The organism is Streptomyces sp. CB02959 (assembly GCF_002803155.1).
Lineage (GTDB): Bacteria > Actinomycetota > Actinomycetes > Streptomycetales > Streptomycetaceae > Streptomyces.
On the sequence record NZ_NNBP01000028.1, the window covers coordinates 148,560 to 175,006 of the forward strand.

29 protein-coding genes are annotated in these 26,447 nt (G+C 73.0%); 17 read left to right on the forward strand and 12 right to left on the reverse strand.

Annotated elements, in window-relative coordinates; translation table 11 throughout:
• Nucleotides 1-6: 6 nt before the first annotated feature.
• Genes CG747_RS35850 through CG747_RS35860 form a run of 3 tightly spaced genes read left to right on the forward strand, consistent with a single transcriptional unit; the run spans nt 7 to nt 2,532 of the window.
• The gene (locus tag CG747_RS35850; RefSeq protein ID WP_100606070.1) at nt 7-1,044 is read left to right on the forward strand and encodes an ABC transporter substrate-binding protein; all 1,038 of its coding nucleotides are present in this window, start codon (nt 7-9) and stop codon (nt 1,042-1,044) included.
• A gap of 21 nt (nt 1,045-1,065) precedes the next feature.
• Entirely contained in the window at nt 1,066-1,521 is a 456-nt protein-coding gene (locus tag CG747_RS35855; RefSeq protein ID WP_100606071.1) for a Fur family transcriptional regulator, read from the forward strand.
• A gap of 30 nt (nt 1,522-1,551) precedes the next feature.
• A complete protein-coding gene (locus tag CG747_RS35860; protein ID WP_100606072.1) occupies nt 1,552-2,532 on the forward strand; it encodes a folate-binding protein YgfZ in 981 nt (326 codons plus the stop codon).
• Between the two features lie 283 nt (nt 2,533-2,815).
• On the opposite strand, the gene dtd is transcribed toward CG747_RS35860, so the two are convergent.
• Nucleotides 2,816-3,241 carry a D-aminoacyl-tRNA deacylase gene (gene dtd / locus CG747_RS35865; protein ID WP_100606073.1) on the reverse strand — a complete coding sequence of 142 codons (426 nt, stop codon included), beginning with the start codon at nt 3,239-3,241 and terminating at the stop codon, nt 2,816-2,818.
• Nucleotides 3,242-3,414: 173 nt separating this feature from the next.
• On the opposite strand from dtd, the gene CG747_RS35870 reads away from it, so the two are divergent.
• The 5 genes from CG747_RS35870 (at nt 3,415) to CG747_RS35890 (ending at nt 7,146) form a co-directional block, all read left to right on the forward strand.
• Nucleotides 3,415-4,176 carry an ABC transporter substrate-binding protein gene (locus CG747_RS35870; protein ID WP_100606074.1) on the forward strand — a complete coding sequence of 254 codons (762 nt, stop codon included), beginning with the start codon at nt 3,415-3,417 and terminating at the stop codon, nt 4,174-4,176.
• Nucleotides 4,177-4,270: 94 nt separating this feature from the next.
• A complete protein-coding gene (locus tag CG747_RS35875; RefSeq protein WP_100606131.1) occupies nt 4,271-5,260 on the forward strand; it encodes an asparaginase in 990 nt (329 codons plus the stop codon).
• Between the two features lie 241 nt (nt 5,261-5,501).
• On the forward strand, nt 5,502-5,933 hold the full coding sequence (locus tag CG747_RS35880) for an ankyrin repeat domain-containing protein (protein ID WP_100606075.1): 432 nt from the start codon (nt 5,502-5,504) through the stop codon (nt 5,931-5,933).
• Between the two features lie 129 nt (nt 5,934-6,062).
• On the forward strand, nt 6,063-6,632 hold the full coding sequence (locus tag CG747_RS35885; protein WP_100606076.1) for an NADPH-dependent FMN reductase: 570 nt from the start codon (nt 6,063-6,065) through the stop codon (nt 6,630-6,632).
• 136 nt (nt 6,633-6,768) lie between these two features.
• Nucleotides 6,769-7,146 (forward strand): helix-turn-helix domain-containing protein, encoded by a 378-nt coding sequence (locus CG747_RS35890; protein WP_100606077.1) that lies wholly within the window; start codon nt 6,769-6,771, stop codon nt 7,144-7,146.
• Nucleotides 7,147-7,240: 94 nt separating this feature from the next.
• Here CG747_RS35890 and CG747_RS35895 read toward each other — a convergent pair whose 3' ends face one another.
• On the reverse strand, nt 7,241-7,663 hold the full coding sequence (locus tag CG747_RS35895; protein WP_100606078.1) for a VOC family protein: 423 nt from the start codon (nt 7,661-7,663) through the stop codon (nt 7,241-7,243).
• A gap of 215 nt (nt 7,664-7,878) precedes the next feature.
• Between CG747_RS35895 and CG747_RS35900 the strand changes: the two genes are divergently transcribed.
• Together CG747_RS35900 and CG747_RS35905 are read left to right on the forward strand one after the other, a co-directional pair.
• Nucleotides 7,879-8,460, forward strand: coding sequence for a TetR/AcrR family transcriptional regulator (locus CG747_RS35900; RefSeq protein WP_100606132.1), 582 nt, complete (start codon nt 7,879-7,881; stop codon nt 8,458-8,460).
• The gene (locus tag CG747_RS35905; protein WP_100606079.1) at nt 8,460-8,834 is read left to right on the forward strand and encodes a VOC family protein; all 375 of its coding nucleotides are present in this window, start codon (nt 8,460-8,462) and stop codon (nt 8,832-8,834) included. The genes CG747_RS35900 and CG747_RS35905 overlap by 1 nt, the downstream gene beginning before the upstream one ends.
• Nucleotides 8,835-8,916: 82 nt before the next feature.
• On the opposite strand, the gene CG747_RS35910 is transcribed toward CG747_RS35905, so the two are convergent.
• The 3 genes from CG747_RS35910 to CG747_RS35920 form a co-directional block, all read right to left on the reverse strand.
• Nucleotides 8,917-9,903, reverse strand: coding sequence for an aldo/keto reductase (locus tag CG747_RS35910; protein ID WP_100606080.1), 987 nt, complete (start codon nt 9,901-9,903; stop codon nt 8,917-8,919).
• Between the two features lie 219 nt (nt 9,904-10,122).
• Complete coding sequence (locus tag CG747_RS35915) at nt 10,123-10,401, reverse strand: transcriptional regulator (protein ID WP_100606133.1); 279 nt, start codon at nt 10,399-10,401, stop codon at nt 10,123-10,125.
• Between the two features lie 107 nt (nt 10,402-10,508).
• Complete coding sequence (locus tag CG747_RS35920; RefSeq protein ID WP_100606134.1) at nt 10,509-10,928, reverse strand: hypothetical protein; 420 nt, start codon at nt 10,926-10,928, stop codon at nt 10,509-10,511.
• Between the two features lie 408 nt (nt 10,929-11,336).
• Between CG747_RS35920 and CG747_RS35925 the strand changes: the two genes are divergently transcribed.
• Nucleotides 11,337-12,230 carry a putative protein N(5)-glutamine methyltransferase gene (locus CG747_RS35925; RefSeq protein ID WP_100606081.1) on the forward strand — a complete coding sequence of 298 codons (894 nt, stop codon included), beginning with the start codon at nt 11,337-11,339 and terminating at the stop codon, nt 12,228-12,230.
• 82 nt (nt 12,231-12,312) lie between these two features.
• On the opposite strand, the gene thrS is transcribed toward CG747_RS35925, so the two are convergent.
• The 4 genes from thrS to CG747_RS35945 all read right to left on the reverse strand — a co-directional run bounded on the left by thrS (nt 12,313) and on the right by CG747_RS35945 (nt 16,362).
• Complete coding sequence (gene thrS / locus CG747_RS35930; RefSeq protein ID WP_100606082.1) at nt 12,313-13,548, reverse strand: threonine--tRNA ligase; 1,236 nt, start codon at nt 13,546-13,548, stop codon at nt 12,313-12,315.
• 196 nt (nt 13,549-13,744) lie between these two features.
• Nucleotides 13,745-14,929 carry a glutathionylspermidine synthase family protein gene (locus CG747_RS35935; RefSeq protein ID WP_100606083.1) on the reverse strand — a complete coding sequence of 395 codons (1,185 nt, stop codon included), beginning with the start codon at nt 14,927-14,929 and terminating at the stop codon, nt 13,745-13,747.
• Between the two features lie 7 nt (nt 14,930-14,936).
• Nucleotides 14,937-15,293 carry a hypothetical protein gene (locus CG747_RS35940; protein ID WP_100606084.1) on the reverse strand — a complete coding sequence of 119 codons (357 nt, stop codon included), beginning with the start codon at nt 15,291-15,293 and terminating at the stop codon, nt 14,937-14,939.
• A 121-nt stretch (nt 15,294-15,414) separates the two neighbouring features.
• Complete coding sequence (locus CG747_RS35945) at nt 15,415-16,362, reverse strand: SDR family NAD(P)-dependent oxidoreductase (protein WP_100606085.1); 948 nt, start codon at nt 16,360-16,362, stop codon at nt 15,415-15,417.
• Nucleotides 16,363-16,602: 240 nt separating this feature from the next.
• Here CG747_RS35945 and CG747_RS35950 point away from each other — a divergent pair, with 240 nt between their 5' ends.
• Nucleotides 16,603-17,532 (forward strand): alpha/beta fold hydrolase, encoded by a 930-nt coding sequence (locus CG747_RS35950; protein WP_100606086.1) that lies wholly within the window; start codon nt 16,603-16,605, stop codon nt 17,530-17,532.
• Between the two features lie 40 nt (nt 17,533-17,572).
• Complete coding sequence (locus CG747_RS35955; protein ID WP_100606087.1) at nt 17,573-18,310, forward strand: MerR family transcriptional regulator; 738 nt, start codon at nt 17,573-17,575, stop codon at nt 18,308-18,310.
• Between the two features lie 66 nt (nt 18,311-18,376).
• Here CG747_RS35955 and CG747_RS35960 read toward each other — a convergent pair whose 3' ends face one another.
• Nucleotides 18,377-19,759, reverse strand: coding sequence for an erythromycin esterase family protein (locus tag CG747_RS35960; RefSeq protein ID WP_100606135.1), 1,383 nt, complete (start codon nt 19,757-19,759; stop codon nt 18,377-18,379).
• 217 nt (nt 19,760-19,976) lie between these two features.
• Here CG747_RS35960 and CG747_RS35965 point away from each other — a divergent pair, with 217 nt between their 5' ends.
• The 3 genes from CG747_RS35965 to CG747_RS35975 all read left to right on the forward strand — a co-directional run bounded on the left by CG747_RS35965 (nt 19,977) and on the right by CG747_RS35975 (nt 21,598).
• Nucleotides 19,977-20,432, forward strand: a complete 456-nt coding sequence (locus CG747_RS35965; RefSeq protein WP_100606088.1) for a helix-turn-helix domain-containing protein — start codon at nt 19,977-19,979, stop codon at nt 20,430-20,432.
• A 32-nt stretch (nt 20,433-20,464) separates the two neighbouring features.
• Entirely contained in the window at nt 20,465-21,109 is a 645-nt protein-coding gene (locus CG747_RS35970; RefSeq protein ID WP_100606089.1) for a hypothetical protein, read from the forward strand.
• A 147-nt stretch (nt 21,110-21,256) separates the two neighbouring features.
• Nucleotides 21,257-21,598 (forward strand): DUF2516 family protein, encoded by a 342-nt coding sequence (locus CG747_RS35975; protein WP_180985833.1) that lies wholly within the window; start codon nt 21,257-21,259, stop codon nt 21,596-21,598.
• Nucleotides 21,599-21,653: 55 nt separating this feature from the next.
• On the opposite strand, the gene CG747_RS35980 is transcribed toward CG747_RS35975, so the two are convergent.
• Complete coding sequence (locus tag CG747_RS35980) at nt 21,654-23,240, reverse strand: PP2C family protein-serine/threonine phosphatase (protein ID WP_100606091.1); 1,587 nt, start codon at nt 23,238-23,240, stop codon at nt 21,654-21,656.
• Nucleotides 23,241-23,681: 441 nt separating this feature from the next.
• Nucleotides 23,682-24,734, reverse strand: a complete 1,053-nt coding sequence (locus tag CG747_RS35985; RefSeq protein WP_374701860.1) for an NlpC/P60 family protein — start codon at nt 24,732-24,734, stop codon at nt 23,682-23,684.
• Between the two features lie 496 nt (nt 24,735-25,230).
• On the opposite strand from CG747_RS35985, the gene pstS reads away from it, so the two are divergent.
• On the forward strand, nt 25,231-26,358 hold the full coding sequence (gene pstS, locus CG747_RS35990) for a phosphate ABC transporter substrate-binding protein PstS (RefSeq protein WP_100606093.1): 1,128 nt from the start codon (nt 25,231-25,233) through the stop codon (nt 26,356-26,358).
• Nucleotides 26,359-26,447: the final 89 nt, after the last annotated feature.

Consider the following 26,447-nt stretch of genomic DNA (forward strand, 5'->3'; position numbering starts at 1 on the left):
GGACCCATGACGCACGCACCGCGCACCGCCCGCCGCCGCACCCGCCCCGCCGCCCTGCTCGCCGCCCTGGCCCTGGCCCTCACCGGCTGCGGCGCCCAGGTGGCAAAGGAGCCGGCCCCCGCCGGCGACCGCGCCGCCGGGCAGCACCCCGTCACCGTCACCAACTGCGGCACCCGGACCACCTATCCGCGGGTCCCGCGCCGCGTGGTCACCAACGACGTCGGCATCACCGAGATCATGTTCGCGCTGGGCCTGGAGGACCGGATGGCCGGTTACGTCATGCCCGACGACAAGGGCGATCTCACCAAGGTCCCCTGGAAGGCCGCCTACGACAAGGTCCCCTGGCTGTCCAAGAAGGCCATCACCAAGGAGATCGCGCTGGACGCCAAGGCCGACCTGGTCTTCGCCGGCTGGAACTACGGCTTCGGCGAGGGCAGCGGCGTCACCCCCGCCTCCCTCAAGAAGCTCGGCATCGACGCGTACGTCCTGACCGAGTCCTGCCACAACGGCACCGGCGCCGGCGCCCGCGGCGTGATGCCGCCGCTGGAGGCGCTCTACACCGACCTCGCCGCCCTCGGGAAGCTCTTCGGCGTCGAGGACCGCGCCCAGGCCCTGATCCGCACCTACCAGAAGCAGGTCGCCGACGCCGCCGACCGGGCCCCGGCCCACCGCCCCACCGTCTTCCTCTACGACGACGGCCGCGACAAGCCGCTGACCGCCGGCAGGTACGCCGGCCCGCACGACATCATCACCAAGGCCGGCGGCGACCACGTCATGAAGGACCTCCAGGACTCGTGGACCACCGTCGGCTGGGAGACCGTCGTCGCCCGCGACCCGGAGGTCATCGTCATCAACAACTACGGCGACACCTCCGCCGCCCAGAAGAAGGCGTTCCTTACGTCCTACGCCCCGCTCGCGGGCGTCTCCGCGATCAAACACCACCGCATCTACGTGATGGACTACGCCGAACTCGTCGAAAGCCCCCGCAACCCCACGGCCGTCAGCGACCTCGCCCGCTATCTGCGGGGCGTGCGCTCGGCCTGACCGCCCTCCTACACTGGCCTCGTGGTGACCACCGACTGGCAGAGCGACCTCCGCAGGCGCGGGTACCGGCTGACGCCGCAGCGGCAACTGGTGCTGGAGGCGGTGGACAGGCTTGAGCACGCCACCCCGGACGACATCCTCACCGAGGTGCGGAAGACCGCCGGCGGCATCAACATCTCCACCGTCTACCGCACCCTTGAGCTGCTGGAGGAGCTGGAGCTGGTCAGCCACGCCCACCTCGGGCACGGCGCGCCCACCTACCACCTCGCCGACCGCCACCACCACATCCACCTGGTGTGCCGGGACTGCACCGACGTCATCGAGGCGGACCTGTCGGTCGCCGAGCCGTTCGTGGCCACCCTCCGCGAGAAGTTCGCCTTCGACACCGACATGAAGCACTTCGCGATCTTCGGCCGGTGCGCCTCCTGCACGGACCGCGCCGCGCAGGACGACGGGACCGCCAAGGGCCAGGGGTAGCACCACCGCCCCTGGTCGTAGGCTGGCCCCATGCTGCGACATTCATCCGCCAGCCCCCTGCTGTCGCTGCCCGGCGCCGTCCCCGCCGAGGCCCCCGACGAAGGCGTCGCCGCGCACTACGGCGACCTGTTCCGGGAGCAACGCGCCCTCGCCGACGGCTCCGGCTTCGTGGACCTCTCGCACCGCGGCGTGGTCACCGTCAGCGGCCCCGAGCGGCTGAGCTGGCTCCACCTGCTGCTCACTCAACACGTCAGCGAACTCCCGCCCGGCCAGGCCACCGAGGCGCTGATCCTCTCCGCGAACGGCCACGTCGAGCACGCGGTCTACCTGGTCGACGACGGCGAGACGACCTGGATGCACACCGAGCCCGGCAAACAGGAGGCGCTGATCGCCTACCTGGAGAGCATGAAGTTCTTCTACCGGGTCGAGGCCGCCGACCGCACCGCCGACTTCGCCGTCGTCCACCTCCCGGCCGGCTCCATCACCGAGGCGCCCGAGGGCAGCGTCGTGCGGGAGACCCCGCACGGCCGCGACCTCTTCCTGCCCCGCGCCGCGCTCACGTCCTTCGCCGCGGCCCACGGCCCCGCGATCGGCGTCCTGGCCCTGGAGGCGCTGCGCGTCGAGGCGCACCGCCCGCGGCTCGGCCTGGAGACCGACCACCGCACCATCCCGCACGAGGTCGGCTGGATCGGCGGCGCGGTCCACCTCCAGAAGGGCTGCTACCGCGGCCAGGAGACCGTCGCCCGGGTCCAGAACCTCGGCAAGCCGCCGCGCCGCCTGGTCTTCCTCCACCTCGACGGCAGCGAGGTCCACCTCCCGCCGCACGGGACGCCGGTCCGCCTGGCCGCGGACGGCGAGGAGGGCCGCCAGCTGGGCTTCGTCACCACCTCGGCCCGCCACCACGAGCTCGGCCCGATCGCCCTGGCCCTGGTCAAGCGCAACGTGCCGACCGACGCCCCCCTGATCGCGGGCGGCACCGCGGCGGCCCAGGAGGTCGTCGTCGAGCCGTAGGCCGTGCCTGGCGCCCGGCGCGCGTCGCGCCGTGGCGGCGTGGCGGCGTGCGTCGCGCCGTGGCGGCCCTGGTCGGGCTGCTGCGGCGCGACTCCGGCTGTTGCGGCGTGAGTCGGGCTGCTACGGCTCGATTCGGGCTGCGGCAGCGTGAGTCGAGCTCCGCGGAGCGACCGGGCCCCCTCCGCCGAGTGCCCGGGAACACCCGCCGCCCCGACCGCGTTGTGGCCCCGCAGGGGGCGTCCGCATCCCCTAGGGAATCCGTTCCCCTCCCCCTGGAGGCCGTTCAGACCTCCAGCAGCACCGTGAACGGCCCGTCGTTCGTCAGCGACACCTTCATGTCCGCGCCGAACCGCCCGGTCTCCACCCGCGCGCCCAGCGCCCGCAGCTGGGCGACCACCTCGTCGACCAGCGGTTCGGCGACCGGGCCGGGCGCGGCGGCGTTCCACGTGGGGCGGCGGCCCTTGCGCGCGTCACCGTAGAGGGTGAACTGGCTGATCACCAGAAGCGGCGCCCCGTTGTCCGAACAGGACTTCTCGCCCTGGAGGATCCGCACCGACCACAGCTTCCGGGCGAGCTGCGCGGCCTTCTCCGGGGTGTCGTCGTGCGTGACGCCGACCAGCGCGCACAGCCCCTCCCCGACGATCTCCCCGACCGTCTCGCCCGCCACCTCGACGCGTGCGCCGTTCACTCTCTGCACCACAGCTCGCATACCCGCCATCATGCCGACCGCCCCGCCGCCTCGCCGTGGGTACCCCCACAAGGGCCGTTCGAGTGCCATGGCCCTGCACACGGACCGCACAGAGTGGCACGATGCGTGCACGCGGTGCGTTTCACGGACAACATGCCCTGGATGCGGCACCGGACGAGGGGACGGAACGATTCATGACGACACTCGGCGCCGGACAGACACCCGGCCCCGTGCCACCCGCCCGTACGGCACCGGCCGGCAGCTCGTCGCCGGCCCACCCCACCCCGCCGTCCGGCCGTACGAGACCGGCCGCCCCGGAGACCCCGACCGCCCCGGAGGCCCCGCACGCCCTGACGACCACCACCCCGGCGCCGGCTCCCGGCGAGCCCGCCCGTACCGAGGACGACCCCATGCTCAAGGCAGGCCAGGCACAGACCGCCCGCCCCCCGCAGCAGCGCGACCGCTTCCGCCCCGCCGGGCCCCCCGAGGTGTCCGGCCTGAGCCTGCCCGAGCTGCGCGTGGTGCGCCGCGACTGCCAGCAGGAGGAGGCCGACCTCAGCTATCTGCGGCGACTGCTCCAGGGCCGGATCGACATCCTGCGCGCCGAGATCGCCCGCCGCACCGGGTCGCACTCGCCGCTGCTGGACCGGCTGCCCGAGATCCTCACCGACCTGCCGTCGCGCCAGCGCTCGTCCGCCCGCCATGTGACGCTCGGCACCCCGCACAGCGAGGAGTACCGCAGGCTCGCCGACGAGATGCTCGGCGAGGTCGAGCTCTCCGACCTCACGGCCCGTACGGACGAGGAGCTGCACGACGGGATGGGCCGGCTGATCCGCTACGAGCGGCAGATCTCGCAGCGCCGCCACTCCCTCCAGCGCACGACCGACGATTGCAGTGCGGAAATCGCCCGCAGGTACCGTGAAGGCGAAGCACAAGTAGACGACCTGCTGTCCTGAACGGCCACAAGCCGCCTCCGGGGCGCGGGTCCCGTCCCCCGGAAGGCCGGCCGTGACCTCGTCGAAGACCTCGTCCTCGTCCTCGTCCACCCCGATACCCGAGCAGTCGCCGTCCGCGGCGGCCGCGCCGTCGAGCCCGTCGGCGGCGTCGCCGGTGCTCGCCGAGGTCGTCCGCTCCGGCTTCGTCGAGGGGCGGCACCGTGGCTCGCTGGTGGTGCTGGCGGCCGACGGCAGCGTCGAGCAGGCCCTGGGCGACGTCGACGCGCCGGTCTTCCCGCGCTCGACGAACAAGCCGATGCAGGCCGCGGCGATCCTGCGGGCGGGGCTGGACCTCTCCGGGGAGCGGCTGGCGCTGGCCGCGGCGAGCCACTCCGGCGAGGCGTTCCACCTCGACCTGGTGCGGACCATGCTCGCCGAGCACGGGCTCGCCGCCGAGCAGCTCCAGACGCCGCCCGACCTGCCGCTGGACCCGGAGGAGGCGGAGCACTACCTCGCCGCCGGCAACATCCGGGACCGGCTCACCATGAACTGCTCCGGCAAGCACACCGCGATGCTCGCGGTCTGCGCGCTCAACGGCTGGCCGCTGGAGACGTACCTGGAGCAGGGCCACCCGCTCCAGCAGCTGATCCTGGACGTCGTCCGGACGGCGGGCGGCGAGGAGGTCGCCCACATCGGCACCGACGGCTGCGGCGCGCCGCTGATGTCGCTGTCGCTGACGGGGCTGGCGCGGGCCTACCGGTACTTCGTCCTCGCGGAGCCGGGGACGCCGGAGCGGCGGGTGGCCGACGCGATGCGGGCGCACCCCGAGTACGTCGCGGGCACCCGGCGGCCGGACACCTGGCTGATGCGGGCGCTGCCCGGCACGCTCTCCAAGATGGGCGCCGAGGCGGTGCAGGCCCTGGCCCTGCCCGACGGCCGGGCCCTGGCGTTCAAGATCGACGACGGTGCGACCCGCACGCTGGGGCCCATCCTGGCCCGGGTCCTGCGGGGGCTCGGGGTCGACGACCCGGTTCTGGCGCGCATCGAGGATGTGCCGCTGCACGGGGGCGCGAGTCGGGTGGGGTCGATTCGCGCGGCGTTCTGAGGCTGGTCCGAGGGGCATCGGGTGGAGCCCTGCCCGGGTCTTCGGGCCCGGGTCCGTCGACGGGCCTCCTTCGGCGGCGTCCGCCGGCGGGGTGTCCGCCGGTCGGGAGTCCGCAGGTGGGCGGTGCTCCGCGGTTCGGCGGAATCCGCGCCCCGCATCCGTAACGCGGGGGGCCGGAAAAATCTAGAGTGGCGGTGCACCCGGAACACACACTCATCACCACAGCAGGAGGCCGGCGACCATGAGCGACGCGAATTCCGAGCCGCAGGGACCCGAGGCGATCGAGCACGCGCACGACCCCGAGGTGCTACAGCTCGCGGCCAAGGTGTTCGACCTGGCGCGGCATGGTGACACCGACACCGTCGCCGCCTACGTGGACGCGGGCGTGCCCGCCAACCTGACGAACGACAAGGGCGACTCCCTCGTGATGCTCGCCGCCTATCACGGCCACCCGGACACCGTGGAGGCCCTGTTGCAGCGGGGCGGCGACGCCGACCGCGCCAACGACCGGGGGCAGACCCCCCTCGCCGGCGCGGTGTTCAAGGGCGCGGACGAGGTGGTGAAGGTCCTCGTGGCGCACGGTGCCGATCCGGCGGCCGGGGCGCCGTCGGCGATCGAGACGGCCCGGATGTTCCAGAAGACGGAGTTGCTGAAGCTGTTCGGCGCGGAGTGACGCCCGGCGGCGCGTAACGGCCGGAACGGGGGCGAGTTGCCTTTCCTCGCCCCCGCCCGCTTGACCTCAAGTTTAATTGGGGTTCTAGCCTCAGGGCTGTCGCATTCACTCCGCCACGAAGGGCCTCGCATGTCCGCAGAGCGCTACACCCTCGCCGTCATCGTCGGCAGCACCCGGGAGGGCCGGTTCGCCCCGGTCATCACCGAGTGGTTCACCCGGCACCTCAGCGCCTCCCACCCGCACGTCACCGTCGACGTGATCGACCTGGACGCCGTCCGGCCGTACGAACTCCGCTACGGCAGCGAGGAGTTCATCGCGTACGCCAAGCGCGTGGAACAGGCGGACGCGTTCGTGGTGGTCACGCCGGAGTACAACCACTCCTTCCCGGCGCCGCTCAAGCACGCCGTCGACCTGCTGCGCGCCGAGTGGCAGGCCAAGCCGGTCGGCTTCGTCTCGTACGGCGGAATCTCCGGCGGCCTTCGCGCGGTCGAGCAACTGCGGCTGGTTTTCGCCGAGTTGCACGCCACGACGGTGCGCGAGACGGTCAGCTTCGCGCTCACCACCGGCCCGTTCGACGAGGACGGCCAGCTGCACGACCCGGCTCCGCCCGCCCAGGCCGCGGACGCCCTGCTGAACCAGCTGGAGTGGTGGGCCGTGGCCCTGCGGGAGGCGCGCACGGCCCGCCCGTACGGCAACTGACCCGGCCCCGTCGCGCCGGGCGTCCGTACGGGCGCCCGGCGTCGCCCCCCGGCCCCGGTCGTCGGCGATCGTCGATACTGGACGCGGAGAGGCGCACCCGGGCGACCCGTGTGCGGGGGACGTGAGGGGGGTCGGTGTGAGCGGGCGCAAGGGCCCCTACGAATGCGGGCTGGACGCCGCCGTGGACATCATCGGCGGCAAGTGGAAGGTCCTGCTCCTGTGGGCGCTGGCCCAAGGGCCCCGGCGGTTCGGCCAGTTGCGCCGGGAGCTGCCGAAGATCAGTGAGAAGGTGCTCGCCCAGCAGCTCCGGGAGCTGGAGGCCGACGGCATCGTCCACCGCGAGGTGTTCGACCAGGTTCCGCCGAAGGTCGAGTACTCGCTGACCGGCCTCGGCGCCTCCCTCAACGAGGCCCTGGCCCCACTGGGCGCCTGGGGGCGCCTGCACATGGCCTCTCTGGAGGCCACGTATCCGCGGCGCCATCCGGAGGCGCAGCACCCTCCGGACGCGGTGTGATCCGGGGCGGGCAGCGGCGGTGGCCGGCGGCCGGGCGGCTAAGCGGCCGGGGGGCCAAACAGCCGGGGCGGTCGGGGTGGTCGGGGTGTCCCGGTCATCCCTGGTCCGCCGGGTCCGTCGGCCCCTGCTGGACGGCCCAGCCGTTGCCGTCCGGGTCGTTGAAGTAGACGAACGAGTTCCAGACGCCGCCGGGGCCGTCGGCCAGCGCGCCGTTCTCCACGTGCTGCACGGGGCCGACCGGCACCCCGCGGGCGAGCAACTCGCCGCGGGCCGCGGCCACATCGGGCACCACCAGCTGCACCCCCTGCATCGAACCGGGCCGTACCGGCGTCACGCCGCCGCCCGCGCCCAGGACGATCGAGCAGCCCGAGCCGGGCGGGGTCAGCTGGACGATCCGGCCGCCGTCGTCGAGCCGGATGTCGAGATCGACGGCGAAGCCCACCCGCTCGCTGTAGAACCGCTTGGCGCGCTCCACGTCGCTCACCGGGATCGGCACCAGTTCGAGCTTCCATTCCATGGTGCGCCGCCCCTCGGGGTCTCGCCTGCCTCGTGTCCCGTCCGCCTCTGAAGAAGTCTAGGGACGGCGCTTCGGGCGCGCCTCCCGCGCCTACTCCATTGACGGAGTGAGTACTCACTCCGTACCGTTGTGCCATGACATCGCCGACACCTCCCGCAGCGAACCGGCCGCCCCGCCGCCGGGCCCCCGGTATGAGCGTCGAACAGCGCCGCGCCATGATCGTCGCGGCCGCCCTGCCACTGATCGCGGAGCACGGGGCCGCCGTCACCACCAGCCGGATCGCCCGCGCCGCCGGGATCGGCGAGGCCACGATCTTCCGCGCGTTCAAGGACAAGGAGGAGTTGCTGGACGCCTGCGCGGCCGAGGCGGTGGGCGTCGAGCACGTACTGCGCGAACTCGCCTCCGTCCCCCTGGACGAACCGCTGGCCGCACGCCTCACCGAGGCCGCCGAGGCGCTCTGCGCCCACCTGGAGCGGATGGGCACCGTCATCGGCAGCCTCTACGCCTCCGGGCACCGCCGCGACCAGCTGCGCCCCCCGGAGGCGGGGGCGGACGGCGAGCCCCCGCAGGACGGGCGGACCCGGTCCTTCCACGCCCTCCAGGAGGCCGTGGTCGAACTGATCGAACCGGACCGGGAGCGGCTGCGGCTGAGCCCCGAGCGGGTCGCCGCCGCCTTCCTGGGCCTGCTCTTCAGCCGGCTGCCCGCACCGGGCGGCCCGGCCCACACGGCACTCACCCCCGCGGAACTCATCTCCGTGCTGCTCCACGGCACCCTCACCGACCCAGGGAGCGCCTGATGCCCGTCACCCTCAACCACACCATCGTCCCGGCCGTCGACCACCGGGCCGCGGCGCACTTCTTCGCCTCGGTGATGGGCCTGGCGGAACTCCCGCCGGCCGGCCGCGACGGGCACTTCGCCCCGGTCCGGGTGAACGGGACGCTCACCCTCGACTTCATGGCCGTCCCGGAACCCCCGGGCCATCACCTGGCCTTCGACGTCGATCCCGAGACCTTCGACGAGATCCTCACCCGCCTCCGGTCGGCCGGCATCCCCTACGGCAACGAACCGGGCCACCCGGACAACGGCCGGACCGACCACCCCCTGTGCGCCCGCGGCCTGTTCTTCAGCGACGCCGACCGCAATCTGTACGAGGTGATGTCGCCGGCGTGAGGCCGGGGAACGGCGGCCGGTGGGCGCGCGGGTACTCGCGCGCCCACCGGCCGCCGCCCGCGCGGGCCCGCGCCGGGGGTGCTCACTTGTTGACGAAGGCCATGCTCGACGCGTCGTAGCGGGTGCCGGCGACCTGGCCGGCGGGGGCCGCGGCATCGATGGCGGCGAGCTCCTCGGCGGAGAGCCGCACCGCGAGCGCCCCGAGGTTCTCCTCCAGGTACTTCTGGCGGCGGGTGCCCGGGATCGGCACGACGTCGTCGCCCCGGTGCTGCACCCAGGCCAGCGCCAACTGCCCGGCGGTGACGCCCTTTTCGGCGGCGAGTTCGTCGAGCTTCGCCACGATGGCGAGGTTCTGCTCCAGATTGCCGTCGGCGAAGCGCGGCTGGGTGCGCCGCAGATCGGTCTCCGGCAGGCCCTCGACGGAGGTGTAGCGCCCCGTCAGGAAGCCGCGGCCGAGCGGCGAGAACGGCACCAGGCCGATGCCGAGTTCGCGGCAGACCGGCGCGATCTCCTGCTCCAGATCGCGGGTCCACAGCGACCACTCGCTCTGCAGCGCGGCGATCGGGTGGACCGCGTGGGCCCGCCGGACGGTCTCCGCGCTCGCCTCGGACAGGCCGAGGTGGCGCACCTTGCCCGCGGCGACCAGCTCCGCCATCGCGCCGACGGTCTCCTCGATCGGCACGTCGGGGTCGACGCGGTGCTGGTAGTAGAGGTCGATGTGGTCGACGCCGAGCCGGCGCAGCGAGGCGTCGCACGCCTCGCGGACGTAGGCGGCGTCGCCGCGGATCGCGGTCGGCTCGCCGAGCCGGTTGGCGAAGCCGAACTTGGTGGCCAGCACCGCCTCGTCGCGCCGGCCGGCGATCGCCCGGCCGATCAACTCCTCGTTGTGGCCCGCCCCGTAGAAATCGGAGGTGTCCAGCAGGCTGACGCCGAGGTCGAGCGCGCGGTGGATGGTCGCGATCGACTGGTCGTCGTCCGAGGCGCCGTAACCGTGGCTCATCCCCATGCACCCGAGCCCCTGCGCGGACACCGCGAGTCCCCCAAGGCGGCGGGTGGGAATCTCCGTCATGCTGCTACCTCCTGGCACGTGCTGCGAACCGGATCGGGCACCCCTGAGCCGGGGCGTCACCCTGGTCCGGGGCGGCGCTCCGCCGCCCCTCGACCCGCTGACGACAGTAGGAGTTGGAGCGCGCTCCAAGTCAACCGATCACCGCGGGCCGGGCCCCAACGGCACCGCACGCACCCCGGCGGCTGCCGTCACCGCGCCGAGGCCGCGCCTGCGGCCGGGTCAGGCGTCGCCGCCCGCTATGGCCCGCAGGGCCCGGCAGTGTGCGGCGAAGACGGCCCGGCCGCCGGCCGTGAGGGCGAGCCAGGTGCGCGGCCGCTTGCCGACGTACCCCTTGGTGACGGCGACATAGCCCGCCTTCTCCAGGGTGGCGATCTGCCGCGACAGGACCGAGTCGCTCACCTCGACGGTGTCCCGGACGAAGCCGAACTCGGCCTTGTCGGCGGCCGCCAGGGTCGCCACGATGGAGAACCGGACCGGGGCGTGGATGACGTCGTCCAGCCCGTGGCGCGGATGGCTTCCGGCGCGCGGGGCGGCCCCGTCCTCCGGGCCGGGGTCCGCGGCGGCCGAAGTCGCCGCGGCCGCCGCGGTCTTCTCGTGCGGCTCCTTCACTGCCGGGCCTCCAGGTATCCGCCTATCAGGCCGGGCAGGGCGACCACCACGGCACCGGGCACCCACCAGGCAGGGGCGCCCCGGAAGAAGATATCCCCGGGCACCAGCACCGCCGCGTAGAGCACCCCCCAGGCGCCGATCAGGATGCCGTGCCGCACCCCGAACCCCCGCCGGGCGACGCGCTGTCGGGCGGCGTAGACGGACAGCCCGGAGATCGCGGCGACCCACAGCACACCGCCGATCACCGGCCCGTACGGCGCCTCCACCAGTCCGATCAGGAGCACGAACAGCCCGGCCGCGCAGCCGTACAGGACTTGGTAACGCACGTACCACTTGGTGCTCTTGCGGACCGTCGACCCCAGCGCCTCCGCCTGGGCCAGCGCGGCCGCGGCATCCCCGGCAGCGAACTCCCCCATGCCATCCCCCTCATCGATCAGATCGCTCACGCTTTCGACACCCACCATGCTGACAAGAACTTTCCAAACTGACAAGTACTTTCCGGAAGTTCGTCCGGGCGCGGGCGGCGCGGGGCGATCCGACCTCCGGGACGGGGGCCGCGGGCCGGTTCCACGGGGGCAGTCGGCGGCCGGGCTCCTTCTGACTGCTGATCACCGCGTCGGGTACTGTGGCCCCGGCCGCCGGCGCGTACCGTGCGCCGGCCCGCACCCGTTCGTGTACGCACCCGCCCCAAGGAGGTGAGACCGATTCCCCGCCAGACCAGGCAGGTGCTCCCGTCTCACGTCCGTGCGTCCACCCGTTCCAGGTGACCGCCAGACATCCGTGACCCGGGAAGCGCCCCTCGGCATCCCGAAAGGCTCACCAGCATGTCGTCGTCCCACCCGTCACCCCAGCCGTCCCCCCTCTCCTCCCCCGCGTCCGGCGCCGCCGTCCCGCGCCCGGCGGCCGAGCCGCCCCGGTCCGCCGTCGTCACCAGACTCCGCGCCGCCGGCTGCGTCTTCGCCGAGGACGAGGCCGCGCTCCTCATCGCCGCGGCCCGCACCCCGGACGACCTCGCCGCCATGGTGGAGCGGCGGGCGACCGGCCATCCTCTGGAACACGTCCTCGGCTGGGCCGAGTTCGGGGGTCTGCGGGTCTCCGTGGACCCGGGGGTCTTCGTACCGCGGCGGCGCACCGAGTTCCTGCTCGGCCGGGCCGTCGCCCTCGGCCGCCGGGCCGCCGAACGGACCGGCCGGCCGACCGTGGCGGTCGACCTGTGCTGCGGCTCGGGCGCGGTGGGGGCGGCCCTGGCCTCCGCGCTGGACGCCGTCGAACTGCACGCCTCCGACATCGAACCGGCCGCGGTGCGCTGCGCCCGCCGCAACGTGGCCGCCGTCGGCGGCCGGGTCTACGAGGGCGACCTGTTCGACCCGCTGCCCGGCCACCTCCGGGGACGGATCGACGTCCTGACGGCCAACGTCCCCTACGTGCCCTCCGAAGAGGTCGGCCTGCTGCCGCCGGAGGCCCGCGAGTTCGAACCGCTGGTGGCGCTCGACGGCGGCGCGGACGGGCTCGACGTACTGCGGCGGGTGACGGCGGCGGCGCCGCGGTGGCTGGCGCCGGGCGGCCACCTCCTGGTCGAGACCGGTGAGCGCCAGGCGCCCCGGGCCGTCGAGACCTTCCGGCGCAGCGGACTGCGCCCCGAGGTGGCCACCTCCGACGAGCTGTACGCCACCGTCGTGATCGGCACGCTGCCCGCCGACCCGGCCGCGGCTCCCTAGGAGGGGCCGCGGCACGGCGGGCCCGCAGGGGCATCCGGCCCAGGGCAGGCCGCGCCCGGCTCGGAGGCAGGCCCCGCCCGGGTCAGGCGGCCGCCCACAGCGCGTCGCCGCGCCCGGCCACCACCGCCGCGATGCGGGCCAGCGCCTCGGCGGCGGGGAGCGGCGCCGGGCGGCGGCCGTCGCGCAACCGGAGGGCGACGAGGTCCCCGGGGACCTCGCGGGGGCCGATGACGGCCTGGTAGGGGACGTGGCGGGCGGCGCGGATCCGGGCGCCGAGGGTGCCCTGTGCGAGGTCGGCGAGTTCCGCGCGCAGCCCCTGGTCGACGCAGCGCCGCACCAGCGCGGCGGCGTGCGGGAGTTCGGCCTCGGAGACCGGGAGCACCGCGAGCTGGACGGGGGCGAGCCAGGCGGGGAAGGCTCCGCCGTGCTCCTCGATGAGGTGGGCGACGGCGCGTTCGACGCTGCCGATGACGGCGCGGTGGACCATCACGGGCCGGTGCCGGGCGCCGTCGGGGCCCACGTAGGACAGGTCGAAGCGGCGCGGCTGGTGGAGGTCGACCTGCACGGTGGACAGGGTGGATTCGCGTCCGGCGCGGTCGGCGATCTGCACGTCGATCTTGGGTCCGTAGAAGGCCGCCTCGCCCTCGGCGGCCTCGTAGGCCACGCCGGAGCCGTCGAGGACCTCGGTCAGCAGGGCCGCGGCGCGGCGCCACATCGCGGGGTCGGCCACGTACTTGCCGCCCTCCCCCGGGAGCGAGAGGCGGTAGCGGGCGGCGCGGATGCCGAGGTCGGCGTAGGCGCGGCGGATCAGGTCGAGGGCGGCGCTGGCCTCGTCCGCGACCTGGTCGAGGGTGCAGAAGATGTGCGCGTCGTTGAGCTGGATGGCCCGTACGCGGGTGAGTCCGCCGAGCACCCCGGAGAGTTCCGAGCGGTACATCCCGCCCAACTCGGCGAGCCGGAGCGGGAGTTCGCGGTAGCTGCGGGAGCGGGAGCGGTAGATGAGGGCGTGGTGGGGGCACAGACTGGGGCGCAGCACGACCTGTTCGCCGCCGAGGTCCATCGGCGGGAACATGTCCTCGCTGTAGTGGTCCCAGTGCCCGGAGATCTCGTACAGCTCGCGTTTGCCGAGTACGGGCGAGTAGACGTGCCGGTAGCCGGCGCGGCGCTCGGTCTCGCGGACGTACTCCTCCAGGGCGTGCCGCACCGCCGCGCCGTCCGGCAGCCAGTAGGGCAGCCCGGCGCCCATCAGCGGGTCGGTGTCGAACAGGTCCAGCTCGCGGCCGAGCCGGCGGTGGTCGTGGACCGGGGTGGCGTTCATCGTGGTCTCCTCGCGGGTCGCCCGGAGCGGCGAGCGACCACACGGCGAAGCCCCGGGGTACTCGCCCCGGGGCTTGACGACTCAACGGTCAGCGGTCAGCGCGCCGGGACTCTCTCCGGCGTCGTCGTGACGAACAGGTCAGCGCGCTGCATGGGGCCGACCGTAACAGGGCGCCCCGGCGGCCGCACCGGGTTTCTCATGCGATGAGGTGCGGCAGGAACCGCGCGTACTCGTCGGTGACCAGACCGGCCGATTCGCGGATGCCGAGCCCGGCCGCCTCGTCCGCCACGACCCAGGCGCCGAGCACCACCCGGTTGCCGTCGAAGTCCGGCAGTGGCGCCAACTCCTGGTAGCAGCACGGTTCCTCGCGCGGGTCGGCGGCGGATCCCGGTGGGTGGACGGTGACGCCTTCGCCCTCCCTGCCCAGCAGCGGTTTGGCTACGTAACCGGGGCCGGCGGGCAGGTCGCGGGGGCCGTCCAGGTAGGCGGGGAGGAGGTTGGGGTGGCCGGGGTAGAGCTCCCAGAGGACCGCCAGCAGCGCCTTGTTGGAGAGCAGCATCTTCCAGGCGGGCTCGATCCACAGGGTGGTGCCGGTGGCGCCGCCGTTGTCGAGGGTGTCCAGGACGTGCGGGCCGAAGGCGTCGGCGGCCAGCCACTCCCAGGGATAGAGCTTGAAGCAGGCCCGGATGAAGCGCAGCCGCTGGTCGACGAAGCGGCCGGAGAGCCGGTCCCAGCCGATCTCCTCCACGGCGATCGCCTCGGTCGCCAGGCCGGCCTGTTCGGCCGTTTCGCGCAGGTAGGCGACGGTCATCAGGTCCTCGCCGAGCTCGTCGGCGGACGAGTGCGCGAAGTGCAGCGGGGCGCCGGGCGGCAGCAGGGCGGCCTGCCGCTTCCAGGCGTCGACCAGCCGCTCGTGCAGCGAGTTCCACTGGTCGGCGGCCGGGAACCGGTCCTCCATCCAGAACCACTGCGGGCTGGCGGCCTCCACCAGGGAGGTGGGGGTGTCGGCGTTGTACTCCAGCATCTTGGCCGGGCCGGTGCCGTCGTAGCGGAGGTCGAACCGGCCGTAGACGGAGGGCAGTTCGGCGCGGCGGCGCCATGCCTCGGCGACCCGGGCGGCCAGCTGCGGATCGGTGAGGCCGAGGTCGGCGAACCGGTCGTGGGTGACGATGTGCTCGGCGGCGGCCAGGCACATGCCGTGCAGCTCCTCGACGACCTCCTCCAGCTCCTCGATCTCGTCCGCCGAGAAGGAGTAGTACGCGCTCTCGTCCCAGTAGGGGCGCAGCGAGTCGTCGGGGTACCGGGTGAGCGGGTAGACCAGGCCCTGGGCCTCGACGAGGGTCTGCCAGTCGGGGCGGGGCTCGATGGTGTGTCGGCGCATCTCGCGGTCAGCCGCCCGAGGAACCGTGCCCGGAGCCGTGACCGGACCCGTGCCCGGAACCGAAGCCCCCGCGTTCCACGGCCGCGCTCTTGCTGAAGCTGCCGTCCTTGACGTAGCGGCCGGAGCTGCCGGAGCCGTAGTACCAGCGGCCGGTGGTGGTCGTCCCCTTCGTCGACGAGCACTGGGACGCGCTGAGCACCCGGTACCCCAGGGTGCTGTCGTAGCTCTTGGGATCCACGCAGCGTCTGTCCGGCTCCGACCCGCAGGAGGTGAGGGCCGCGGCGAGCGCGCCCATACCGCCGAGGACGACGGTGCCGGAGCGCAGCCGCCGCCGTATCCGATCCGTTTGTGCCTTTCCTGCCATGGTGGCCTCCCCCGTATGTCCTCAACCGAACAAGCTGTGTCGCCCGCCCACCCTAGGCGGCCGCGCCGTCCGGGCAATACGGCGGGCGGGTACCCGTCCGCCGTATCCGTATTGCCCGGTGCTATCCGAGGACGGTGCCGGGATCGACCCCGGTCAGCTCGCGGCTGGCCGCCCACAGCCGGTCGGCGACGGCGGCGTCGGCCAGGTGGTGCCACACCGGTTCCCGGCGCGGGGCGCCGCGCAGCCCGAGGACGCGGGGCCCCCACAACTGCCCACCGGACACGGCCGGGTCGAGCACCGCGCGGACCGCGGGCCACGCCCCGGCGTCCTTGCCCTGGAGGACGACGGCCGCGGGCAGACCGCGCAGCCACCCGCCGGCGGTCCGTACGTGCACCGGCGGGCGGGCCGGGGTGCGGGAGTCCAGGGCCCCGCCGGGGTGGACGACCACACTGGCCACCGTGCTGCCGGCGGCGCGCAGGCGGCGGTCGAGTTCGAGCCCGGCGTGCATCTGCGCCAGTTTGGACCGGCCGTAGGAGCGCTTCGGGCGGTAGTCGTGCCGGGACTGGAGGTCGGCGAGGTCCAGCCGCTCGGTCTTGGCCGCGAAGCTCCCCATGGTGACCACGCGGCCCGCCGGCGCGGCGGCCAGCAGCGGCAGCAGCCACCGGGTCAGTGCGAAGTGCCCGAGGTGGTTGGTGCCGAACATCAGCTCGTGGCCGTCCGCGGTCTCCCGGCGCGGCGGGTGGTCGAGGGCGACACCGGCGTTGTGGACCACCGCGTCGAGGCGCGGCCCCAGGGACGCCGCCGCGGTCCTGAGGGACGCGAGGTCGGCGAGGTCCAGCCGCAGGGCCCGCACCCGCGCGCCGGGGACCCGGGCGCGGAGCACGGCCAGGGCGGCCGCGGCCTTCGCCGGGTCCCGGCTGCCCAGCACGACGGCGGCCCCGGTCGCGGCGAGCTGCTCGGCGATGAAGTACCCGATGCCCGCGTTGCCACCGGTGACCAGGACGGTACGTCCCTCGGCACGCGGCAGCCTGCGGACATCCCAGGGCGGGGCGGACGGCACGGACGACATGGGGCAGGCTCCCTTGCGGTGGGGCGGACCGGACGGCCTGGAACGACCGGACGGCTGCGACTGGACGGACCGGATGGCCCGCCTCCAAGGTCACAGCGGCCGCCGACAGCTCGCCTACGGATCGTCGACAACCCCGCCGACGCCCCGACACTCCGCCGACACGCGTACCGCGCACGCTCACGGATGCGCCGGCGGAAAGGGGTTGACCTTGACCCTGCGTCAGGGTTGGAGCCTGGTCGCATGACGGACAACAGCACTTCCCCGGCCCGGCTCGCCCCGCCGGTCGGAGGGTTCCAGGAGATCGACGGCCGCCGCGTTTTCGTGCACCGGTCGGGCAGCGGCGGACCGGCCGTGGTGTTCCTGCCGGGCGCCGGCGCGGTCGGCCTGGACTATTTCGGTGTGCAGCAGGCGGTTTCGCAGTTCACCACCGCCGTGGTCTACGACCGCGGCGGCACGGGCTACAGCGATCCCCTCCCGCTGCCGCGCAGCGCGGCGGCGGTCGCCACGGAACTGCGCGAGCTGCTGCGCGCCCAGGACATCGCCGCCCCCTACATCCTGGTGCCGCACTCCCTCGGCGGCCTCTACGCGCACCGGTTCGCGCAGCTGTACCCGCAGGACGTGGCCGGGCTGGTCTGGTTGGACGCCCTGCACCGCGACTGGGACGACTTCATGCCGCCCGCGGCGAGCCTGGCCGCGGTCGAGCGGATGGCGCCCGGCCGGGAGCAGTTGGAGAAGCTGCGGCCGGCCCTGCGCGAGATGTACGTCGAGCTGCTCGCGGACTACCCCGAGCACATACGGCAGGCGCTGATCGACGCCAAGGTCGGCGGCGAATGGACCGACGCAGGCATGGCCGAGCGCACCGGGCTGGCCGAACTCGCCACCGAACTGCGGGCCGGACCGGACCTTCCCGACGTCCCGTTGATCGCTCTCACCGTGGTCGGCACCGACCCCGCCCAGCAGACGCTGACGTCGGAGCGGACGCTGCGGGAGATGCACGACGGCCACGCGAGAATGGACGCGGCCCTGGTGGGCGCGGTCTCGCACGGGGAGCACCGGGTCCTCTCCGACACCGTCCACCACCGGCTCTGCTTCGACCGCCCCGATGCCGTGGTCCAGGCGGTCCGCGACGTCGCCGACCGGGCCCGCCCCTCCTTCGCGGACCCGGCCTAGACTCGGCGGGACCGCGTTGCACGAAGATCCGAGGGGGACGGTGCTCACGATCAGCCAGCTCGCGGCAACCGCCGGCGTGACCGTGCGCACCGTTCGCCACTACCACCACGTCGGCCTGCTGCCCGAGCCCGAGCGCGACGCCTCCGGCTACCGCCGCTACGGCGCGCAGGCGGCGGTGGATCTCATCCGGATCAGGACCCTCGCCGACGCGGGGGTCCCGCTGGCCCGTATCGACGCGCTGCTGCACGCGCAGCCGGCCGAGTTCGCCGCGGCCGTCACCGACATCGACGCCGCGTTGCAGCGCAAGATCGACCAGCTCACCGAGTACCGCCGCAGGATCGCCCAACTGGCCGGCGGCGAAAGCCTCGTCCTGCCCCCCGAGGTGGTCGCCCTCCTGAACCGGATGCGCGGCCTCGGGGTCAGCGAACTGCGGGTACGGCTCGAACGCGACGCGTGGATCCTGATGCAGGCGCTGGACCCGCAGGCCATGCCGCAGCGGATACGGGACAAGAACGCCGGCTTCGACGACCCCGAGACGACGCGCCTGTATCTCGCCTGCGACCGGTCGGTCGACTGGGATCCGCACGATCCGCGCCTGGACCGGCTCATCGACGACCTGGACGCGTGGGAGGTCGAGAACGAACGGGACAGCGGCCGGGCCGGCTATCTGCGGCTGGTCTCCTCCCGGATCTCCGAGGCGTCACCGGCATGGCAACGCGTCCTCGACGCGCTCGCCCACCGCGCCGAGCGGCGCCGCACCGCCGGCCACGACGGCTGAACGGGTCCGCCGGGGCGCTCGGGCCCGCTCGCCGACGGAGCCGAACCCCGAAATCGGCCCGGCGCCTCAGAGGCTGGTGGCTGCGTGGACCTGGTTGAGGTGGATCAGGATGTCGTATGCCGGGGTGATGGCGAGAGTGGGCAGCGGGTCCTTCTTGAAGGACGAGCCGGCATCGTAGGTGGGGCGGGCGGTGTTCAGCCAGGTGCGGCCCGCGGCGGGCAGGGTGCGCAGGTCGAGGTAGTAGTCGCGGTAGCGCACCTTGTCCAGGGTGTACTCCTGCATGTCGGGGGTGGCGGCGGGGACCGTGACCTTGTTCCAGGGGCTGCCGAGGGTGGTCGCGGTGAGGAAGGAGCCGCGGTCGAAGGTGAAGCCGATGGCGGCGTAGTCCCGGCCGAGGGCCTTGCGCAGGTAGACGCCCTGGGTCGTCGGGTACGTCACCGGGTCGCTGGACAGGTAGCCCACGTGGCCGTTGTGCGCCGAGAGCAGCATCTTGTCGCCGGTGCGGCGGTGCCACCAGGCGGTGTTGTCGGCCATGGCCCGGTCACGGAAGTGCTCCGCTTTGGAGACCGACGCCGGGTCGGAGAGGTCGAGCGCGGCGAACTCGAAGGTCTGGGCGATGCTCCGGGCGTGCTGCTCGGCCCATTCGTAGGCGTCGCCGCCGGCCCCCTTGTTCGCGGTGACCAGGTCGAACGCCTGCTGGGCGGTGGCGGCGTTCTGGCGGCGTTCGGCAACGGGCTTGCGCAGGTACGCGAAGACGTCGTCCAGGGGCCGCAGGCCCGCGTACAGCTCTTCGAGGCGCGCGACGTCCTGGGGGCGGTTCGCGCGGACGTACGAGAGCACCCGGTCGAAGACGGCGTCGCCGAGCTTGGGCGCCCCGATGTCGTTCCCCATGAAGTGGACCTTGCGGTCGGGGTGGCGGTCGTTGTACTGCCGCATCCAGCTGATGAGGCTGACGAACTCCTCGCGCTCCCAGGGCGATCCGGCCAGAGTCTCCTTGGCCACCTGCCGGGCGTCGCCCGGGCCGCCCTGGACGTACTCGTCGATCCGCAGACCGGCCGTCCAGCTCATCTCCAGGGCGAAGGTGGTGAAGCCCTTCTCCTCGACGAGGTGGCTGAAGACGCGCTGCTTCATGGCGAAGAACTCGTGCGAGCCGTGGGTCGCCTCGCCCAGCCCGACCACCTTGGTGTCGCCGATCATGGCGTCCAGCGCCCGCAGGTCGGAGGTGCTGCCGCCCGGTTCCGTCGAGCGCAGGGGGTGGGCGGCGCGGTCCAGCGCGCGGACCGCGGCGGCCTGCTGGTCCTCCGCCCCCGTGAGGGCGGGTGCGGCGGGTGCGGCGGGTGCGCTGATCGAGGCGCAGGCGGTCGGCGCCAGCAGGGCCACGGCTGTGAGGCCGACCGTTGCTGCGAGCAGCAGCCTCCGTCGGCCTCTCCCCTGGTGGTGCACGGCCATGATGAACTCCTCGGCTCGGTCTCGTTTTCCGGACGGCGAAACGATCATGGCCTGGGCGAGGGTGGACCACACTGGCGCCTTCCTCCGGGTTCGACCGGGGGATATCCCCCCTGGGGTGGCGCCGCCGCAGGGGGGACGGCGTGCTGCCCCGCATGGCACACGCCACTATTGCTAGCACTTGCTTGCAATAGTTAGCAGCGCCGTGCACTATCGAGGCATGGCATCTCTCAATGTCGGCAATCTCGGCGAGTTCCTGCGGGAGCAGCGGCGCACCGCGCAGCTGAGCCTGCGGCAGCTGGCGGATGCCGCAGGGGTGTCCAACCCGTACCTCAGCCAGATCGAGCGCGGTCTGCGCAAGCCGAGCGCGGAGATCCTCCAGCAGCTGGCCAAGGCGCTGCGGATATCCGCCGAGACGCTGTACGTCCAGGCCGGGATCCTGGACGAGCGGCGCGGCCCGGACGGCGCCGGGGTGCAGACCGCGATACTCACCGACCCGTCGCTGAACGAGCGGCAGAAGCAGGTCCTGCTGCAGATCTACGAGTCCTTCCGCAAGGAGAACGGGCTCGGCACCGGCGACGCGGACGACGGCACGGCGCACCGGTCCGGCGACGGACCCGAGGACGGGGGCCACCCCCATGAGGCAGGGGCCGACGGCGGCCCGCACGCCACCTGAGCAACCCCATCGTTTCCAGGAGGAACCACGTCATGGCCATCACCACCGATGACCTCCGCAAGGCCCTGACCGACACCACCCCGCTCTACGCCCTGGCCGGTACCGCCGACCTGGCCGCCGAGAAGCTGAGCGAGGTGCCGCAGCTGGTCGAGAAGATCAAGGCCGAGGCGCCCAAGCGTTTCGAGTCGGTCCGCAGCACCGACCCCAAGGACATCCAGGCCCTGGTCACCAAGCAGGCCAAGGAGGCCCAGGACAAGCTGACCGACCTGCTGGGCTCGCTCGACGGGGACCTGAAGAAGTTCCGCGACCAGGCGCAGGAGCTGGCGCTGCGCGGCGTCGGCCGGGCCGCCGAGGTCGCCGTGCAGGCCCGTGAGACCTACGACGAGCTGGCCGAGCGCGGCCGCGGCGCGGTGCAGAACTGGCGCGGCGGCGCCGCCGAGCAGGTCGAGGAGCTGGCGGTGGCGATCGAGCCGGAGTCGGCGCCGAAGACCGAGGCCAGGAACGGCACGGAGACCGGCAGCCGCGCCAGGACCGTGCCGGCCAACGGCACCCGCCCCGAGGCGAAGGCCACCGCCTCGACCGAGCCGAAGACCGCCTCGGCGAAGAAGCCGGCCGCGCAGCGCAAGCCCGCGGCGGGCCCGGCGAAGAAGAGCACCCCGCCGCCGTCCGCGAAGTGAGCCGCCGGTGAGCGGTGGTCATCGCACGGGCCGGGCACTCCGCACGTGTCCGGCCCGTTGTCCGGGTACGGTGGGGCCCACAGGGGCCACACGGACCGAGATGACAGACCGAGTTTCCTGGCGAACGGCTAACGGGCGGTGGACGGCGTGCTGATTTACGGATTCCAGAGCATTCTGAGCTGGGTTCAGCTCGCCCTCGGCATCTATTCCGCCGTGATGCTGATCGACGCGGCCGTCCGCCGCGATGACGCCTACCGCGCGGCCGACAAGCACAACAAGGCCATGTGGCTGATCTTCCTCGGCGCCGCCACGGCGCTGCTGTTCCTGCTGCCGCTGCTGTCGTTCCTGCCGATCATCGGCCTGATCGCGGTGATCGTCTACACCGTCGACGTCCGGCCGGCGCTGCGCGCGGTGGCCGGCGGCGGACGCGGTCCCCGCCGGGGCTCCAGCTCGGACGGCCCCTACGGGCCGTACAACGGCGGCCGCTGAGGCCGGGCAGGGCCCGTCTCCGCCCCGGGCCCGGCCCTGAGCCACCGGACCGGCGCTACCGCCGGTCCAGCAGCAGGACCGCCACGTCGTCCGTGAGCTCCCCGCCGTTCAGGGCCCGGACCTCCCGCACCGACGCCTCCAGAAGCTCCTCGCCCGTCAGGCCGCTCGCCATCTGGCGGGTGACCAGCTCGGTCATCCCCTCCTGGCCCAGCCGCTGGGTGCCCTCGCCGATACGGCCCTCGATGAGGCCGTCGGTGTACATCATCAGGCTCCAGGCCGCGCCCAGCTCGACCTGGCGGCGCGGCCAGCGGGCCTCCGGCAGCAGACCGAGCGCCGGGCCGCCGAATTCGTAGGGCAGCAGTTCCGGCTGCTCGCCGGCGCGGGCCAGCAGCGGTGCGGGGTGGCCGGCCAGGCACACCCCGGCCCGGTGGCCGTCCTCGGAGATGTCGACGGTGCACAGCGTCGCGAAGATCTCGTCGTCGGAGCGCTCGTTCTCCAGCACCTTCTGGAGGGTGGCCAGCAGTTCGTCGCCGTACAGTCCGGCGAAGGTCAACGCGCGCCAGGCGATGCGGAGTTCGACGCCGAGCGCGGCCTCGTCGGGGCCGTGGCCGCAGACGTCGCCGATCATGGCGTGCACGGTGCCGTCCGGGGTGCGGACGGTGTCGTAGAAGTCGCCGCCCAGCAGGGCGCGGCTGCGGCCGGGCCGGTAGCAGGCCGCGAAGCGCAGTTCCGAGCCGTCGAGCAGCGGCGTGGGCAGCAGGCCGCGCTCCAGGCGGGCGTTCTCCTGGGCGCGCAGCCGGGACTCGGTGAGCTGGCGCTGGGCGAGGTCGGCGCGCTTGCGTTCCACGGCGTAGCGCACCGCGCGGCTGAGCACCTTGCCGTCCAGCTCGTCGCGGAAGAGGTAGTCCTGGGCGCCCACCCGCACCGCGTCGGCGGCCCGCTCGGCGTCCGTCTCGCAGGTGAGGACGAGGACGGCCTGCGAGGGCGCCATGCGCAGTACGGCGTGCAGGGCGGCCAGCTCGTCGCCGGGGGTGCCGCCGGCGTCGGCCCGGGCGGGCTCGCGCTCCTCGCGGCCGGCCGGCTCGGCCGGGGTGAGGTCGAGCAGGATGCAGTGCACGTCGTCGGTGAGCAGCCGCTCGGCCTCGGTGAGGTTGCGGGCGGTGCGCAGCCGGACCTTGCGGCCGGCCCAGTCCCACATCTCCGGGACGTGGTTGTTCGGGTCCTCGCCGATGAGGAGGAGCGTCAGCCCCTGGGCGGGCGGCTCCGGTGCCGGCTCGGCTGCGGCGGAGGCGGCGGCCGCGGGGTCCTCGACCTCGGGCGTCTCGGGTGTGACGGAGGTCACCGGCTCGGTCGTGGTGGCGGGCACATGGGCGGCCTCCGCGCGGGCAGCAGTCCGTCCGGCCGGAATTCGCCGGTCCGCGGCCGGCCTCGGCAGGTCGGCCGCCGGCAGGTCCCGGGACAGCGGGGCGGGCCCGAGGGGCGCCTCCGGCGCACCCTGCGGCGTACGGGAAGCTCCGGAGCAGCCCCCGTGCGCGGGCATGCCGACGGCGGCGGCGCGGGCGGTTTCCGCGCAGCCGGGGTCCACCGGTCCTGCCTGGTGCGGCAGCACGACCGTCCGCTTGTGCGGTACGGGTACGGGCATGGGTCTGCTTCCTTCCCTCCCCCCGAGGGGTACGGCGATGCACCGACCGGTACGCCACCGTGCCCGGTCCGACCCCTTCTCGTCGGTCAGCCGAGCGGGGCGCTACCGGGCATCGAATGGCGACCATAGCGCCCGGACCACTGCACACGGAATGCCCTTTGGCACGCGGCCTTCGTCATATGCCAGGGCTGATAAGCCATTTCACCTGCGGCGGCCGGGAAGGGGAATGACGAACATCACCCCGGGCGAGCGCATTCAGCTACCGGATCGCTACGGATGGACGGCCGTCGATCATCCTCGGCCCGTCGCGCCGGAGGAAACAAAGGAGTCGCGGCGGTGCCGTCCGGCACCGCCGACATTCCGCCCGCACGGTACGGAATGAATGCCGGGAAAATGTCCGGAATCACTCCGTACCGCCATTGACGGCGCCCCCGCGCCCGCTCAGTCGGAAGGACTCCCGTCCGGCCGGACGACGCCCAGGATCGGCATCGAGCCGGCACCGGTGATCGTCACCTGCCGGCCCGGACGAGGCGCGTGCACGATCGCGCCATCGCCGAGGTACATCCCGACGTGGCTGGCGTCCGAGAAATAGATGATGAGGTCGCCCGGGCGCATATCCTTGAGCGCCACCCTGGGCAGCTGCCGCCACTGCTCCTGCGAGGTGCGCGGAATCGTCCGGCCCGCGGCCTGCCAGGACCGCAGGGTCAGCCCGGAGCAGTCGAAGGTGTCCGGCCCCACCGCGCCCCAGACGTAATTCTTGCCGATCTGCGAAGTGGCGTACGAAATCGCCTTCTTGCCCTGGTCAGACGCTTTGCCGCTGATGTCTTTGAGCGCGCCGGAGTCGAGCCATTTCTGCTGGGCCAGCAGCGCCTGGTCGTCCTCCAGTTTCCGCAGGCGTTCCTTTTCCTTGGCGGCCAGTCGGGATTCCAGTTCTTTCGCCGCGTCGATCTTGTCGTTGATCTCCTTACGGGCGGCGTCCTTCTTCTTGCGGTTGGCTTCCAACTCCTCCCAGCGGCGACTGGCGTCCTGCGCGTAATCCTCCAAGTCGCTCTTGAGATGCGTGAGTTGACTGATCACGCCCTTGACCGCCTGCTGCCCCTTACGCGCCAGATCGGCATTGGCGAGAAAGATCTCCGGGTCGGCACTGAGCATCAGCTTCGCCTCGGGGGGAATTCCGCCGGTGCGGTACTGGGCGCTGGCCAGTGCCCCGGCCCGGCGCTTGAGGACGGCCAGCCGGCCCTGTGCGGTGTCGATGGTGCGGGCCAGCTCGACGATCTTCTTCTGCTGGAGCTGGACCTGCTCCTCGGCGGCGTTGTAGTCCTCGGTGGCCTGCTCCGCCGTGCGGTAGAGGCCCTCGATCTCCTTGCGCACCTCGTCGAGGTGGCGGGCGTCGCCCCCGGGCGACGGCGTCGGGGCCGGAGTGCGCTGCGCCGCCGTCGCCGTCCCGCCGAGCAGTCCCGTCGCGCAGAGCACGACCGCGGTGCACACCGCCAGCCGGCCACCCCGCACACCCCGCCCCCCACTCGTGTCCCGAACGCCCTGTTGTGCCCCCTGGCTCCCCACCAGTCACCTCCGGTCGTTCCGCACCGATTCGTGTGCCCGCCTTCGGCGCGGATGCTGCCATACCGGCCAGTAATTCAACAGGGCGACGGGCCGTTTTCCGGAAGGAAACGGGCGCTCGGGCCCGGAATCGCGCGCTCCCGGGCGGCGCCGCATACGGGAACCGTGCGCTCCAGGGCGGCGCCCCGGACCGCGCCCGCCGCCCCCGGCCGTGGCCCCAGGGGCGGCCTCCCGCACCCCTCCGGGCCGCACACAGCCGACGGCCGAGGTTCACCGTGCGTTCACTCCGCCCCATCGGCCGCTTCACCTGATCTGCCTAATTTCGGCCGTACCGAGTGCGCGGCACGCCGGAAGGCAACGCGACACCGCCCCGTCCCGTCACCACCCGCACGCCGAGGAAACGGCGCGCACCAGGAAGGAACTCTCGACAGTGAAGCTTCAGCGCAAGAACCGGGTTCGCGCCCTCGCCGTTGGCGCTCTCGCCGTCTCCGGTGCCCTGGCCCTGACCGCGTGCGGCTCCGACAACACCAGCGGAAGCAGTGGCGGCAGCGGCAGCTCCGCCAAGGCGGCCAACATCAAGTGCGACGGCAAGGGCAAGCTGCTCGCCTCCGGCTCGTCGGCGCAGAAGAACGCCATGGACGTCTGGGTGCAGAACTACTCGGGCGCCTGCCAGGGCACCGAGATCAACTACCAGCCGACCGGCTCCGGTGCCGGTGTCACCACCTTCCTCCAGGGCCAGACCGCCTTCGCCGGCTCGGACTCGGCGCTCAAGCCCGAGGAGATCACCAAGTCGAAGACGCTCTGCAAGGGCGGCCAGGCGATCGACCTGCCGATGGTCGGCGGCCCGATCGCGGTCGGCTACAACGTCCCCGGCGTCGACAACCTCGTCCTGGACGCGCCGACCCTGGCGAAGATCTTCGACTCGCAGATCACCAACTGGAACGACCCCGCGATCAAGAAGCTCAACCCGGGCGCCAAGCTCCCCGACCTCAAGATCCAGGCGTTCCACCGCTCCGACGACTCGGGCACCACCGACAACTTCACCAAGTACCTCAAGGCCGCCTCCGGCGGTGCCTGGAAGCACGAGCCGGCGAAGAAGTGGGAGGGCACCGGCGGCCAGGCGGCGTCCGGCTCGGCCGGCGTCTCCTCGCAGGTCAAGCAGACCAGCGGCGCGATCTCCTACTTCGAGCTGTCCTACGCCACGGCCAGCAAGATCCCGACGGTCAAGATCAACACCGGCGCCAAGGCCCCGGTCGAGGCCACCGTCGACAACGCCTCCAAGGCGATCGCCGAGGCCCAGCCGGCCGGCCAGGGCAACGACCTGGCGCTGAAGCTGAACTACACCACCAAGGCCGAGGGCGCGTACCCGATCACCCTCGTGACCTACGAGATCGCCTGCGACAAGGGCAACAAGGCCGAGACCCTGCCGGCCACCAAGTCCTTCCTCACCTACGTCTCCAGCACGGACGGCCAGGCCGCCCTCAAGGCCCTCGGCTACGCCCCGCTGCCCACCGAGATCGCCGACAAGGTCCGCAAGACCGTCGCCACGCTCTCCTGACCCGCCGGGCGGCGGTCCCGGTGACCACGGGACCGCCGCCCATCCGGTGCACCGCCGCGCAGGAGCCCCCGCAGGGCTCCGCAGACCGG

What these genes read in the sequence shown, in the direction of transcription:
- CG747_RS35850 (WP_100606070.1), top strand. Translation starts at nt 7, where the DNA reads ATGACGCACGCACCGCGCACCGCCCGCCGCCGCACCCGCCCCGCCGCC.
- CG747_RS35860 (WP_100606072.1), top strand. Translation starts at nt 1,552, where the DNA reads ATGCTGCGACATTCATCCGCCAGCCCCCTGCTGTCGCTGCCCGGCGCC.
- dtd (WP_100606073.1), bottom strand. Translation starts at nt 3,241, where the DNA reads ATGCGAGCTGTGGTGCAGAGAGTGAACGGCGCACGCGTCGAGGTGGCG.
- CG747_RS35870 (WP_100606074.1), top strand. Translation starts at nt 3,415, where the DNA reads ATGACGACACTCGGCGCCGGACAGACACCCGGCCCCGTGCCACCCGCC.
- CG747_RS35880 (WP_100606075.1), top strand. Translation starts at nt 5,502, where the DNA reads ATGAGCGACGCGAATTCCGAGCCGCAGGGACCCGAGGCGATCGAGCAC.
- CG747_RS35885 (WP_100606076.1), top strand. Translation starts at nt 6,063, where the DNA reads ATGTCCGCAGAGCGCTACACCCTCGCCGTCATCGTCGGCAGCACCCGG.
- CG747_RS35895 (WP_100606078.1), bottom strand. Translation starts at nt 7,663, where the DNA reads ATGGAATGGAAGCTCGAACTGGTGCCGATCCCGGTGAGCGACGTGGAG.
- CG747_RS35900 (WP_100606132.1), top strand. Translation starts at nt 7,879, where the DNA reads ATGATCGTCGCGGCCGCCCTGCCACTGATCGCGGAGCACGGGGCCGCC.
- CG747_RS35905 (WP_100606079.1), top strand. Translation starts at nt 8,460, where the DNA reads ATGCCCGTCACCCTCAACCACACCATCGTCCCGGCCGTCGACCACCGG.
- CG747_RS35910 (WP_100606080.1), bottom strand. Translation starts at nt 9,903, where the DNA reads ATGACGGAGATTCCCACCCGCCGCCTTGGGGGACTCGCGGTGTCCGCG.
- CG747_RS35920 (WP_100606134.1), bottom strand. Translation starts at nt 10,928, where the DNA reads ATGGGGGAGTTCGCTGCCGGGGATGCCGCGGCCGCGCTGGCCCAGGCG.
- CG747_RS35925 (WP_100606081.1), top strand. Translation starts at nt 11,337, where the DNA reads ATGTCGTCGTCCCACCCGTCACCCCAGCCGTCCCCCCTCTCCTCCCCC.
- thrS (WP_100606082.1), bottom strand. Translation starts at nt 13,548, where the DNA reads ATGAACGCCACCCCGGTCCACGACCACCGCCGGCTCGGCCGCGAGCTG.
- CG747_RS35935 (WP_100606083.1), bottom strand. Translation starts at nt 14,929, where the DNA reads ATGCGCCGACACACCATCGAGCCCCGCCCCGACTGGCAGACCCTCGTC.
- CG747_RS35940 (WP_100606084.1), bottom strand. Translation starts at nt 15,293, where the DNA reads ATGGCAGGAAAGGCACAAACGGATCGGATACGGCGGCGGCTGCGCTCC.
- CG747_RS35945 (WP_100606085.1), bottom strand. Translation starts at nt 16,362, where the DNA reads ATGTCGTCCGTGCCGTCCGCCCCGCCCTGGGATGTCCGCAGGCTGCCG.
- CG747_RS35950 (WP_100606086.1), top strand. Translation starts at nt 16,603, where the DNA reads ATGACGGACAACAGCACTTCCCCGGCCCGGCTCGCCCCGCCGGTCGGA.
- CG747_RS35960 (WP_100606135.1), bottom strand. Translation starts at nt 19,759, where the DNA reads ATGGCCGTGCACCACCAGGGGAGAGGCCGACGGAGGCTGCTGCTCGCA.
- CG747_RS35965 (WP_100606088.1), top strand. Translation starts at nt 19,977, where the DNA reads ATGGCATCTCTCAATGTCGGCAATCTCGGCGAGTTCCTGCGGGAGCAG.
- CG747_RS35970 (WP_100606089.1), top strand. Translation starts at nt 20,465, where the DNA reads ATGGCCATCACCACCGATGACCTCCGCAAGGCCCTGACCGACACCACC.
- CG747_RS35980 (WP_100606091.1), bottom strand. Translation starts at nt 23,240, where the DNA reads ATGCCCGTACCCGTACCGCACAAGCGGACGGTCGTGCTGCCGCACCAG.